The sequence below is a fragment of the Sinorhizobium sp. GQ132 genome (genome assembly GCF_059758575.1).
On sequence record NZ_JCAXDX010000002.1, the window covers coordinates 18,211 to 30,727 of the forward strand.

Annotated in this window: 13 protein-coding genes; 4 read left to right on the forward strand and 9 right to left on the reverse strand. The window is 63.3% G+C overall.

Annotation, left to right across the window (positions count from 1 at the left end; translation table 11 throughout):
- Positions 1-18 precede the first annotated feature (18 nt).
- The 9 genes from AC6CIG_RS04185 to AC6CIG_RS04225 form a co-directional block, all read right to left on the reverse strand.
- Positions 19-1,332 carry an aspartate aminotransferase family protein gene (locus AC6CIG_RS04185; RefSeq protein ID WP_498322447.1) on the reverse strand — a complete coding sequence of 438 codons (1,314 nt, stop codon included), beginning with the start codon at positions 1,330-1,332 and terminating at the stop codon, positions 19-21.
- A 14-nt stretch (positions 1,333-1,346) separates the two neighbouring features.
- Entirely contained in the window at positions 1,347-2,015 is a 669-nt protein-coding gene (locus AC6CIG_RS04190) for a cysteine hydrolase family protein (RefSeq protein WP_018095858.1), read from the reverse strand.
- A complete protein-coding gene (locus tag AC6CIG_RS04195; RefSeq protein WP_127712472.1) occupies positions 2,012-3,040 on the reverse strand; it encodes a branched-chain amino acid ABC transporter permease in 1,029 nt (342 codons plus the stop codon). Before AC6CIG_RS04195 ends, AC6CIG_RS04190 begins: the two co-directional genes overlap by 4 nt.
- Before the next feature lie 13 nt (positions 3,041-3,053).
- On the reverse strand, positions 3,054-3,944 hold the full coding sequence (locus AC6CIG_RS04200; RefSeq protein ID WP_127712473.1) for a branched-chain amino acid ABC transporter permease: 891 nt from the start codon (positions 3,942-3,944) through the stop codon (positions 3,054-3,056).
- Positions 3,945-3,947: 3 nt separating this feature from the next.
- Entirely contained in the window at positions 3,948-4,655 is a 708-nt protein-coding gene (locus AC6CIG_RS04205; RefSeq protein ID WP_018095855.1) for an ABC transporter ATP-binding protein, read from the reverse strand.
- Entirely contained in the window at positions 4,648-5,382 is a 735-nt protein-coding gene (locus AC6CIG_RS04210; RefSeq protein WP_100671952.1) for an ABC transporter ATP-binding protein, read from the reverse strand. Before AC6CIG_RS04210 ends, AC6CIG_RS04205 begins: the two co-directional genes overlap by 8 nt.
- 51 nt (positions 5,383-5,433) lie before the next feature.
- Positions 5,434-6,606: an ABC transporter substrate-binding protein gene (locus tag AC6CIG_RS04215; RefSeq protein ID WP_018095853.1), complete on the reverse strand. Its 1,173-nt coding sequence runs from the start codon at positions 6,604-6,606 to the stop codon at positions 5,434-5,436.
- Between the two features lie 120 nt (positions 6,607-6,726).
- Positions 6,727-7,377: a cysteine hydrolase family protein gene (locus tag AC6CIG_RS04220; RefSeq protein ID WP_026168684.1), complete on the reverse strand. Its 651-nt coding sequence runs from the start codon at positions 7,375-7,377 to the stop codon at positions 6,727-6,729.
- Complete coding sequence (locus AC6CIG_RS04225; protein WP_100671950.1) at positions 7,367-8,182, reverse strand: N-formylglutamate amidohydrolase; 816 nt, start codon at positions 8,180-8,182, stop codon at positions 7,367-7,369. Before AC6CIG_RS04225 ends, AC6CIG_RS04220 begins: the two co-directional genes overlap by 11 nt.
- Positions 8,183-8,330: 148 nt before the next feature.
- Between AC6CIG_RS04225 and AC6CIG_RS04230 the strand changes: the two genes are divergently transcribed.
- The 4 genes from AC6CIG_RS04230 (at position 8,331) to AC6CIG_RS04245 (ending at position 12,468) form a co-directional block, all read left to right on the forward strand.
- Positions 8,331-9,233: a MurR/RpiR family transcriptional regulator gene (locus AC6CIG_RS04230; RefSeq protein ID WP_127712474.1), complete on the forward strand. Its 903-nt coding sequence runs from the start codon at positions 8,331-8,333 to the stop codon at positions 9,231-9,233.
- Positions 9,223-10,536 carry a glutamine synthetase family protein gene (locus AC6CIG_RS04235; RefSeq protein WP_127712475.1) on the forward strand — a complete coding sequence of 438 codons (1,314 nt, stop codon included), beginning with the start codon at positions 9,223-9,225 and terminating at the stop codon, positions 10,534-10,536. The genes AC6CIG_RS04230 and AC6CIG_RS04235 overlap by 11 nt, the downstream gene beginning before the upstream one ends.
- 134 nt (positions 10,537-10,670) lie before the next feature.
- The gene (locus tag AC6CIG_RS04240) at positions 10,671-11,138 is read left to right on the forward strand and encodes a group III truncated hemoglobin (protein ID WP_100671948.1); all 468 of its coding nucleotides are present in this window, start codon (positions 10,671-10,673) and stop codon (positions 11,136-11,138) included.
- 424 nt (positions 11,139-11,562) lie between these two features.
- A complete protein-coding gene (locus AC6CIG_RS04245) occupies positions 11,563-12,468 on the forward strand; it encodes a LysR family transcriptional regulator (RefSeq protein WP_018095809.1) in 906 nt (301 codons plus the stop codon).
- Positions 12,469-12,517 lie beyond the last annotated feature (49 nt).

The following is a 12,517-nucleotide window of genomic DNA, read 5'->3' on the forward strand; positions in this document are numbered from 1 at the left end:
GAAAGGCCAGCGACGCCGTTACCAGCCCGCGAAATCTCCAAGCAAGGCCTCATCGATGCGTCCGGCGGCCACATCGGCGAGCGCCTGGTCGAGCAGAGCGACACCCGCCTCGGCCTCCGCCTGCGTCAATGTCAGCGGAGGCGTGAGTTCGAGCACGTTGGACCGCACGCCGACATAGTAAAGTACGAGGCCGAGTTGGAAGGCGCGGTAGACGGTCAGCGCCGCCTGACGCGAAGCCGGTTCGCGGCTGGCGGGATCGGTCACAAGCTCGACGCCGAGGGCTAGGCCGCGGCCACGCACATCGCCGATCAGCGCATGGCCGGCGGCAAGGCGGTCAAGCGCGGCGCGCAGCGCCTTGCCGCTTCTTTCCGCATTCAGGACGAGGTGGTCGCGCTCGATCGTCTGCAGCACGGCCAGCGCGGCGGCCGCGCAGACGGGATTGCCGTGCACGGTCTGCAGCGCGAAGGCAACGCTGTGATTCATGATGGCTTCCGGACCGACCACCGCAGAAATCGGCAGGCCGCCGCCAAGGCCCTTGCCGAAGACGACGATGTCCGGTTCGATACCGGAATGCTCGAAGGCGTTGAAGCGGCCGCTCCGGCCGAGGCCGACCTTCACTTCGTCCGATACGATCAGAATGCCGTGCCTGCGGCAGAGCGCTTCCACCGCCTTGAAGAATCCGTCCGGCGGCACCAGCATGCCGCCGTCCGACTGGATCGGTTCGATGAAGAACGCTGCGACCTCTTCCGGCGGCACTTCGGTCGCGAAGAGCCGCTCGAGGCGGGCGAGCGCGGCGTCGCTTGCAACCTCGGGGCTGCCGGCGGCATAGCTGTTCGGATAGGGCACGAGCGTCAGGCCCTGTGCCCGACTGCCCTGTTGTGCCGGATGGCCGGAAACGCCCATGGAGCCGATGGTGCCGCCGTGATAGGCCCCGTGGAACGCTAGAAGGCGCGGCCGGCCGGTGGCGGCGACGACCATGCGGGCGACCGTCTCATTGGCGTCGGAGCCGGAATGGCCGAACCAGACGCGGCCGCGGGCGCGCTCAGGCACGAGCGAAAGCAGCTTTTCGGCGAGCAGCACGCAAGCCTCGTTGGCCGATGAAAGATAGCTCGCGCCCGCCTGATCGGAGAGCGCGCGGCCCACCGCTTCACGGATCGCCGGATGAGAGTGGCCGAGGCTCGCCGCGCCCCAGGAGGCGGAGAAATCGAGAAGCTGCCGCCCGTCGTCGGCGGTCAGATAAGCGCCGCTGCCCCCGACGACCGCCTGCGGAAAAAACCGCAGATGCGCCATTTTCGAAACCGAGCGGCTTTCGCGGGCGTAGAGATCGGGCACGCAGGCAATCTCCTCTATTTGAAAAAGGTGAGAACCTCTTCGAGCGAGACGACATGGCAGTAGATCATGTTGATGATCTCCAGTTCCCGCCGGTGCAGATCGTCCGTCGCCGCGGCGCCGCAGTCGTCGACGACGACCACGCCGAAACTTTCATCCGCCAGGCTGCGCACGGTCGAGGAGACGCACTGGTCGGTGAAGATGCCGCAGCAGATGACGTCCTTGATGCCCATATTGTGCAGGACGAGGCGAAGGTTCGTACCGGTCAGCGCGCTGTCTGTCGTCTTCGTGACGACGATCTCGTCGCTGCGCGGCTCCAGTTCCGGAACGATCTGGCCCTCGGGCAGCTCCTTCGGCAGGAGCAGGTAATTGAAGCCGGGCTTCTTCTGGCTCAGCGAGCGGTCGCGCCCGTCCGGCTTCAGGCAGGCGATGCGGGCGAAGATGACCTCCACCTTGCGCTTGCGGCATTCGTCGATCAGCCGCGCCGTGTTCGGTATCACCGTCTTGCGCATACGCTCGTAGAAAGGCTGCCAGCGGGCGGTTTCTTCAGGCGTATCCTTCGGGTCGAGATAGGTGTTCTGGATGTCGATGACCAGCAGCGCCGTCGTCGCCGGATCGAGCACGATGTCGTCCGGCTCCTCGGCACCGGCATAGTAGAAAGATCGGTAGGCGGTCTTCCAGCTCATGCAACTGTCTCCTTCTTGCGGCGGGCGCGGGTGAGGATGTGGCCTATCTCGCGGTTCGGGAAGAGACCGCCCGGCTTGACGATCATTACCGCGATCATGGCGAGCGCGAGGACGATTTCCGTGAGGCCGACGATCTGGCCGGCGCCCAAGGCGGTGGCGTTGAGCGCGCCTTCCGTGCCGCGCAGCCCCTCATAGGCGAAGGTGACGAGAATCGTGCCTGCCACCGCGCCTGTCACCGTGTTGGCGCCGCCGATCACCAGCATTGTGATGATGAGGAACGTCTCCTTCAGATAGAAGGCCTTCGGCGCGAACGAGGTGATGAAATGTCCCCACAGCGCCCCGCCGATGCCGGCGATGAACGCGGCGAGGATGAAGGCGCGCCAGCGCAGATGCGGAATGTCGGCGCCGAGGGCCGCAGCGGCGACCTCGTCCTCCCGCGAGGCGCGCAGCAGCTTGCCTGTCCGCGATTCCTTGAAGGCAAGCGCCACGACCACCACGATCGCCGCGACGATGGCGGCGATCGGCATGTCCGTCGTCTTCGGCAGGCCGAAGAGCGTGCGCGGGCCGTTGGTGAAGGCGCTCCAGTTGTTCATGACCGTGTAGAGCACGACGAGCAGCGCGAAGGAGGTGATCACCGATGCCGCATCCGAAAGCCGCATCAGCGGATAGGCGACGACGGCCGCGACGACGGCGGCCAGCACGCCCGCCGCGAGCATGGCGAGGAGCGGCGAAACTTCCACGACCTTCATGAAATCGTAGAGATCCGGCAGCGCCATGCCCTTCATCTGAGCCGGGATGGTGAGCACGGCGGACGTGTAGGCGCCGAGGCCCATGAAGCCGATATGGGCGAAGGAGAGCAGGCCCGAATTGCCCATGAAGGTCTGCAGGCCGATGACCAGCACGAGCGAGATCAGCAGGTTGGTGGCGATACGGTCATAGAGGCGGATGCCGAGGAGCTGGCTTCCGACGGCGATGATGGCGATGACGCCGATGAGGATGAGGGCGGTGAAATAGGAGTGTTTCATGGTCGCGCCCCCCTCAGGTCCGCTGTCCGCTCGCCGGACCCCTGATGAGGCCGTCGGGGCGCCAGAGCAGGATCAGGATGACGAGGCTGAAGGTGAAGGCGTCGCGGAATTTCAGCAGGTCCTGCGACAGGGTGTAGTTGAGCGTGGTGTCGATGAGCGCGAGCAGGAAACCCCCGACAACGGCGCCGGGCAGGCTCCGCATGCCGCCGATGACCGTGGCGATGAAGGCGACGAGCAGCGGCTCCAGGCCGATGCCCGGAACGACGGTGCCGATGCGGCCGATCCAGAGAATGCCGACGACGCCGGCGAGGAAGCCGGAAAGGGCGAAGGCGGACGAGATGATGAGGTTCGCCGGCACTCCCAGCATGCGCGCCATGGTGAAGTTCGTCGCCGCTGCGCGCATCGCGATGCCGAGCGTCGTCCTGCGCATCAGGAAGGCGACGCAGGCGAGCAGTGCGATGGAGGCGGCGATGGTGATGAGGTTGCGGACCGGGGTGATCGCACCGCCGATCGAGACGGTCTGCGAGAAGATGTCCGGCAGCGGCACGTTGCGTGGGCGCGGCGAGATGAACAGCAGCGCCGCATTCTGCAGCAGGTTGGAGAAGGCGAAGGAGGTAATCAGCACCGCCGTCACCGATTTGGCCCGCACCGGACGGAAGGCGGCGTAGTCGGTGATGATGCCGAAGAGGATCGCCATACCGACGGCGAGCACCGCCATGACGAGCCAGGGCAGGCCCGAGCCGCTGGCGAGAAACATCGTATAGCCGGCCACCATGATGAGTTCGCCATAGGCGAAGTTCACGAGGCGAAGGATGCCGTAGATGATGACGAGGCCGAGTGCCATGAGCGCATAGGCGCCGCCGAGGCTGAGGACGTCGATGACGAACTGGATCGCGAAAGCCATGGATCAGCCTCCCAGATAATGCGCGCTGAGGTCGCTGGTCGAGCGGATTTCCTCGGCCGTGCCGGATGCGACGATGGCGCCGAGGCGCATGACGAAGGCGCGGTCGGCGACGGCGAGCGCCTGGTTCACGTTCTGCTCGACGAGCAGGATGGTGAGGCCGGACTTCTTCAGTGCCTCGATCATCTCGAAGATGCGTTCGACGATGGCCGGCGCAAGGCCGAGCGAGGGTTCGTCCAGAAGAAGCACCCGTGGCCTCGCCATAAGCGCGCGGGCGATGACGAGCATCTGTTGCTCGCCGCCGGAGAGCGTGCCGGCCGCCTGTTTCGAGCGCTCGGCAAGGCGCGGGAAGAGCGTATTCAGCTTCTCGAGGTTGTCGCGGTTGCCAGCTTGGTCGCGGCGATGGATATAGGCGCCGAGCATCAGGTTTTCAGCGACCGTCAGGTCCGGGAAGACGTCGCGGGTTTCCGGCACGGTGGCAAGGCCCGCGCGCACGACCTGTTCGGGGCTCGCCGCGGTGATGTCCTTGCCTTCGAGCGTGATCGTGCCGCCGGAGGCTTTCAGCGCGCCGGCGATGCACTTGATGGTCGAGGATTTGCCGGCACCATTGGCGCCGAGCAGGCTCACCAGCTCACCCTTTCGAAGGGTGAAGCTGATGCTGCGTACAGCGCGGATCGCACCGTAGCTGACGGAAAGGTCGGCGACGTCAAGCATGGGCCGCCCCCTTGCCGAGATAGGCTTCGATAACGGCCGGGTGGCTGCGGACGTGGGCGGCGTCGCCCTCTGCAATCGTGCGGCCGGAGGCGAGCACATGCAGCCTGTGGCAGAGGCGCATGATGAGACCCATGTCGTGGTCGATGATGAGAAGGCCGAGCCCGCGCTTCTCGGGCAATTCGGCGAGCGTGTGCAGTAGGGTTTCCGTCTCGGCATCGTTCATGCCGGCGGCGGGCTCGTCGAGCAGCAGAAAGCGCGGTTCGGCGGCGAGCGCCCGGGCGATTTCGACGCGGCGCTTGTCGCCATAGCTGAGGCTTTCGCCAAGCTCGTCCGCCTTAGCCGTCAGGCCGAGTTCGGCCAGCAGGTCCTTCGCGCGTTCAGCCGACACAGCGCGGGAGGCGCCCTTTGCCAGCGCCGCCGCCTCGACATTCTCCAGGACGGTCATCGAGTTGAAAATGCGCACGATCTGAAAGGAACGGCTTACGCCCGCAAGCGCGATCTCGCGCGGCGAGAGACCCGACAGGGTGATGTCGCCGGCGGCGATCGTGCCGGTCGCCAGCTTCACCTGGCCGGTGATGGCATTGATGAGCGTCGTCTTGCCGGAGCCGTTCGGCCCGATGAGGCCGACGACCTCGCCGGCGGAGACCGAGAGCGAGACATGGTCGAGTGCGCGCAGGCCGGTGAATTCCACCGACACGTCGTTTACCGCGAGACGCGTTTCAGACATGGCTTTTCCGAGGTGATGGGGCCGGCCTTGCGGCCGGCCCGAATTGACCGATCAGGGCTTAGGCAGGGATTCCGGCTTACGCCATCCAACGAAGCTCGGCTTGCCGCCCTTGAGTTCGATCACGGCCGCAGCCTTGTTCGGCACATGGCCTTCCTCGTTCGTGCCGTAGTCGAGATCGCCCGTCAGCAGCTTGAACTGGCCATCTTCAAGTGCCTTGGCGAGCGCTGCGCCTTCGGTCGTTCCGGCCGCCTTTACCGCCTCGGCGAGCAGCATGATCGTATCCCAGCCCGTCGAGACGAAGGACGTGTCGGGCGCCTTGCCGAACATCTCCTTGTAGAGCTCGATGAACTTCGGCATGTCCGGATGCGCCTCCGGGCCCATCCAGGTATGCGTGACGAAATAGACGTCATTGCCGAATTTTTCGCCGAGCGCCTCGTGCATGGCCGGGTCGTCATAGGCGTCGCCACCGAGAACCGGCGCATCGTAGCCGACTTCGCGCAACGCGCGGATGATCACACCGATGTCCGTGCCGTAGGAGGAGACGAAGATCACGTCCGGCTTCTTGCCGAGCGCCTGGAGACGGGCGAGTTGGGCGGAAAAATTATTGTCGCCGTTCGTGTAGGTGTCTTCGAGCAGAATCTCGCCGCCATCGGCCTTGAATTGCTCCACGAAATATTTCGAGAGCGACTTTGTATAGGCGATGAACTGGTCGGTGACGACGTAGGCCGTCTTCCAGCCCTTTTCCTTGACGGCGAAATCGGCGGCCGTCGCACCCATCGTGGTATTCCACATGGAGAGCGTGAACTGCTTGTCGCCGAGCGACCACGAGGAATAGAGCGGGTCGGAGGCGCAGGTCGAGATGCCGACGAGGCCCGCCGACTGCGCTTCACGGCTCGCGGGCGAACCGAAGTCGAAATCGCACGGTGCGACGATGATCTCGGCGCCCTTGTCGATCAGTTCGACCGCGACATTGCCGACCGTCACCGGATCCGACTTGCCGTCGATATTTACGAATTCGACCTGCTTCCCCAGCAAGCCGCCATTGTCGTTGAGATACTTCACGGCGACCTTCGCGCCGTTGTAGCCGGGCGTGTCGAGGGGAGCCTGAATGCCCGTCATCGAGAGTGCGCCGCCGATCAGGATCTTGTCGTCGTCGGCAATGGCTGTGGAAGAGGCAAGCGCGAAGCTTGCCGCTGCCAGAAACAGTCTGGAAGTCTTGATCATGGTCGTTCCCCTTATTGATGCCATTCGGCGGTGGTCGTTGTGCGGCCTGGTCTTTTGACCTTCTTGTGCGGACCGCCCTCGTATGCTCCCTATTTGCCTCCCGTCGGCCGTTCGGGCAGGTTACTGCCCGATTTCCTTCAAAAGATCGTCGGTCGATATCTGGCGGCAATAGCCCTTGATTGCGCTCAGCGAGGTATAGTGGCGTTCCTCCGAATAGGTGCCGCAGGCATCGGGTACGAGCGTCACCAGATAGTTGAGGTCGCAGGCGTCGCGCACTGCCGATTCCACGCATTGGTCGGTCAGGAGGCCGCACAGCACGATCTGCTTCACCCCGAGATTACGCAGCACATAGTCGATATGGGTGGAGACGAAGACACTGGAGGAACTCTTCGGGAAGACGATCTCGTCCTCCAGCGGTTCGAGCTCGTCGATTACCTTACCATCCCAGGAGCCTTTCGGCACGTTGAAGCCGGTGATCTTGTAGTCGAGGCTGCGGTCGCGGCCGTCCTTCGTCAGGCTCTCGATCGTCGTGTGCAGCACCTCGATGCCGGCCTTGCGGAAACCGGCGAGCAGGCGCTGCATGTTCGGTATCGCCACCTCGCGGATACGGTTGAAGTAGTAGCCGTACTTGCCGGCAATATCCGCATCCGAGACATCCTTGAACTCGCCCCCCTCGCGGCTGACGGAAAAGTTCTGCACGTCGATGAACAGGATGGCGGAAGCGGCCGGGTCGAGCGGCACGTCGCGGGTGGTCGGATGGTCAGCGGCCATCATTGGTTCCTTCGATGCTTTCTGCCGCAAGTCGGAGGGGGCCGGCCAGCCGGTCCGCCCATTCCTGTTGTCCGCGGGCGTCGTTGATGAGGTCGTTGCGCACTTCGAGAAGCACATGCGGAATGCCGCGCCGCTCGCCGTGCACGGGGATCGTGTAGTCGGAGAGATCGTCGACGTGGTACGGCTCGTTGAGCCTGACGGTAACGTCCGTATTGGCGGCGCGGAAGACTTCGGCCAGCCGTTCGGCGAAACGGGCGTCGCGATTGTAGAGAAGGCCGAGTTCGAAATCCCGGACGGCGCCGGTCGCGCGCATGACGGGCGTGAAGCTATGTACCGAGACGAGGAAGAGCGGCTTGCCGGCCGCCTGTCGCCGGTCGAGCGCGACGGCGATCGCCTCGTGCAGCGGCTGATGGATTTCCACGTAGCGGCCGCGACGTTCGCGATCGGACAGGTCGGCATTGACCGGAACGACGGTTCCGTCGCTCTGCGCCACGAAGCAGTCCGTCGCTTCCAAGGGGCGATTGCAGTCGATGACGAGCCGGCTGTAGCGCTGCAGGACGAGTGCTGCATCGAGGCGTTCGGAAATGCCGCGTGCAACACCCTCGGCGCCGACGTCGTAGGCGATGTGACGGTCCATTTCCTCGGGTGCAATGCCGAGATCGCCAAGCGCTGCAGGCAGCGCGCGGCCCGCATGTTCGCAGGTCAAGAAGATCGCCGATCGGCCGGTAGGATTGATCCATTCTACGGGATCCGGGTCACCCGCCTGCAGCAATCTGGTCGTGTCGCGATCTGCGAGCCTGAGCATGAGTTGAGATCCGTCGTGCGGTCCGGCGGCGTGGCCTTCGATGGCGAACAGTCAAAGAAATTTTTCAATCATAGTCAATCTGATTTTTCCGTTTGACTAATTTTTTTCAGGACGCGAATATTCGTTCCAACCAAGGGAAGACACACCGATGAGCGATGGGAAATCGTCGACGACGATCCGCACGAGGATCCGCGAGGCCGCCGGGCAGCTGACGGCCAGCGAGCGAAAGATCGCCAATGCCATTCTCGCCGATTACCCCTTCACCGGCCTGGAAAGCATTCAGGAACTGGCGGCCAAGACTGGCGTCAGCGCGCCCTCCATCACCCGTTTCGTCAGTAAGATCGGCTGCGGCGGTTTCCAGGACCTGCAACGGCAATTGATCGCCGAGCTGAAGGAGGGCCGGCGCTCGCCCCTGGACCTCAAATCCAGCCAGAGGCCGGTCGGCCATTCGGAGTTCCTGTCGGAATATGTCGCGCGTGTTTCGGCCGTCATGGGGGAAATGACCGGAATGGTTTCGCAGACACAGTTCGACATTCTGGCCGAGCTTCTCGCCGACCCGTCGCGCAACATCTTCCTGCTCGGGGGGCGCGTCAGCAACAGCATCGCTTCCTTCCTGTCGATCCATCTCAGGCAGATCCGCAGCGGCATCTACCACATGGCCGACAACCCGGAGTTCTGGCCGGAGCATGTGCTGCGCATGCGCCGGAAGGATGTCGTGCTGCTGATCGATTTCCGGCGTTACCAGCTCAGCCTCGCACGCCTTGCCGAGAACATCGCCCAGAAGCGTGGCGCGACCATCGTCGTCGTCACCGACAAGTGGATGTCGCCGGCTGCCCGCAACGCCGATCACATCGTCGCGCTGCCGATCGACGCCGGCACGGCCTGGGACACGGTTTCCGCTGCCATGGCGCTCGTCGAGGCACTCATCGTGCGCGTCTCGGAGACCGATTGGGAGGCGACGCAGAAGCGCATCAAGGATTGGGACGGCATCCGCTTTGCGATGCCGGGCTACGACCAAGACAGGATCAACGGGGACGCAGATGAAACGTGAGGAAATGATGGTCGCCTGCTGCGGCGATCTCTCGGGCAAGGTGCGCGGCAAGGCCTTTCCGCTGGCGCAGATGGAAAAGCGCTTGCAGCGGGGCGTCGGCTGGACGCCGACCAATGTACAGATCACCTGCTTCGACGCGATCGCCGAAAGCCCCTTCGGCTCGCTCGGCGACCTCGTGCTCATTCCCGATCCGTCGACCTGCGTCAGCTTCGAAAGCGAGGAGGGGGCGCCGAAGGAGAACTTTGTTCTCGGTAACATTCGCTATACCGACGGCCGCCCCTGGGAATTCTGCACGCGCTCTATTCTCGAGGCCGCCCTGGAGCGATTGCAGAGCGTGGCGGGTGTCACGCTGTACGGTGCCTTCGAGCATGAATTCCAGCTCAAGCACCGCGTTGGCGAAGTCGGCAAGGCCTTCACGCTCGGAGGGTTCCAGGAGGAACGGCATTTCTGCGAGGCGATCATCGCGGCAATGCGCGAGGCTGGCGTGACGCCCGATACGATCCTGAAGGAGTTCGGCGCCGGTCAGTTCGAGGTGACGATGGGTCCCCAGAGGGGCGTCACCATCGCCGACCATTCGCTGATTACCCGCGAACTTGTCGGCCTCGTCGCGCGCGAGCTTTCTTATGAGCCGACCTTCACGCCGATCCGCGATCCGGCCGGAGTCGGGAACGGCGTGCATGTCCACTTGAGCATGCTGGATTCGGCGGGTGCCCCGGTCACTTACGATCCGAACGGCAAACATGAGCTTTCCGAAGTTGCGGGAAAATTCGTCGCCGGCATTCTGAAATATCTCGACTCCATCATTGCGATCACGGCGCCGAGCGTGGTCTCCTACCTGCGTCTCACACCGCATCGCTGGAGCGCAGCCTTCAACAATCTCGGTTTTCGGGATCGCGAGGCATCGGTGCGCATCTGCCCGGTTTCCGATATCAGCGACATCGCCCGCGCCGCCCAGTTCAACTTCGAGTTTCGTGCGGCCGATGCGACCGCCAATCCACATCTTGCCCTCGCGGCAATCGTCCATGCCGGGGTACAGGGCATCGAGGAGGGTCTTGCGGTGCCGGAGGCGACACAGGAAGATCTTTCGCTCCTGAGCGGGGAGGCCCTTGCCGCCCGCGGCTACGTCCGCCTGCCGCAGACACTCGAAGCGGCCCTCCAGCGCTTCAAGGAAGATGCGACAGTGTGCAGCTGGTTCCCCGAAGGCTTTGCCGACGTCTACGTCAAGCATAAGGAGGGCGAGATCGCCTATCTGGCGGACAAGACGCAGACGGAGATTTGTGCGGCCTACGACAGCGTCTATTGACTGCAACTGCCGCCGCTGCCGTTTACGGCCTGATCCGTGTCGGGCAGATTGCCGCATTCTGCAGTTCGGCTTTGGGCGCGACGTCCGCAATCCCTATATAGTGGCAGCAGATGCGACCGAACCGGGCGGATGGTATGAGCGACGAATTGCAGGGCCACGCTGTGCAAAGCCCCGCTATGCGCGAACGCGCAAGAGCGGAGATGAAAGCACTCGGGATCGATGAAGCGTTCATCGGTAGGCTGGTCGAGACGTTTTATGCGCGTGTGCTCGCGCATCCGGAGCTTGGGCCGGTATTCGACGCAAGGCTTTCGGGACGCTGGCCGGAGCACATGGAGAAGATGAAAAGCTTCTGGTCCGCCGTTGCCTTCCGCAGCGGCGCTTACGGCGGAAAGCCGGTGCAGGCGCATCTCGGCGTCGCCAACATGTCTCCGGAACTCTTCCCGAAATGGCTGGGGCTCTTTGCTGGAACGCTCGACGACATTGCGCCGAATGAGGAAGCGAAGGCTTGGTTCATGGCCACAGCAGAGCGCATCGCGCGTAGCCTGACGCTCTCGCTCTTCTACAATCCGGCGCTCGACGACCCGGCACTCAAGCGCTCCTGAAGTTGGCCTTGGCGAGAGGTGTGCCGCTAGGCGAAATTTGATCAACCGACTTCGATGCGCGCGGCCGATGCTCAAGACCCGTGCCGACCGGCAGGGCGTCGTCATCGTGGTCGTGGTGATCTTCGACCAATGGCGCCGTCGCAGCATGACCCGCGTTTGAGGTCCATGAAGAGCAAGCCTCGGGCCCGGCGCTGCAATAGAGCGGAGGCGGAAAAGTGTGCGCGGTTTTCCGTCAGGAAGTGCGTAGATTCAAAGTGACAGAGCGTTTCAGTCTTTAAATGACACCGTGAAGCGCTCTATCTGGCGCTCACCTATTGCTTTGTCGGCGGCGAAGAGCTTCCTCTGTCGAAGATACCGCCGGCCTTCCAGCAGGGCATTTCCGGCTGGCCGGGACGAACTTGCCGCCATCGAAGGTGTTGACCCCATGAACATCAAGCAACTGGAAGTCCTGCGGACACTCCTTGCAACCGGCTCGACCATCGCGACCGCGAAGGCCATGGGTCTCAGCCAGTCGGGAGTGAGCCGCATGCTGCAGCAGCTTGAAAGCGATCTGGCTATCACGCTTTTCGCCCGCGACAAGGGCCGGTTGATTCCGACTCCGGAGGCGACGGTTCTTGGGCGTGATGCGCAAAACGTCCTGCTGGCCATCGAGCGCATGTCCGGCCATGCGGAGGATCTTCGCAACGGCTCCTCCGGGCCGGAGATCGTCCGCATCGGGCTGCCGAGCAGCATGTGGGAAAATTTCGCACCCGCCATGTTGATCGACTATGTCAGGGATTTTCCAGGCGTTCGCATCGAAACGTTCTTCGAGACGACCACGGCGATCACCAAACTGGTCGAGGAACGCGTGATCGACCTCGGTTTTTTACGTATCGAAGGTGAAACGGGGCCGGGCATTGCGATCGACAAGGTTGCGAGCGGTGAAAGCGTCTGCGTCGTTCCGAAGGATCACTCGCTTGCCGAATTGCCCGAGATCACCATCAAGCATCTGCGAAACGTGCCGCTCATCCTGATTGGTCGGCAGCGGCCGAACCGCATGGCGCTCGACCAGGCCTTTCAGCGGGCGGGGGTAAAGCAGATGGTCAAGATCGAAACCCACACCAACAGTTCGGCGTGCTCCTATGTCGCGCATGGACTGGGCGTGTCGATCATCAGCAGCTTCTATGCGAATCTCTACCGTCACCTGCCCGTCGTATACCGGCCGTTCGTGCCTCGCGCGACACAGGAATTCGGATTGGTGCGTGCCGCCGGAGTTCCGCTCTCCATCGCCGCCCAGGCACTCAGCGACGCCCTGAAGAAGCAGATCCGACTTTCGCAAGAAGATCAATAAAAGCAAAATATTGGCTCTTTTTGAGCCCTCAGTTCCATTGCTCCGCAAT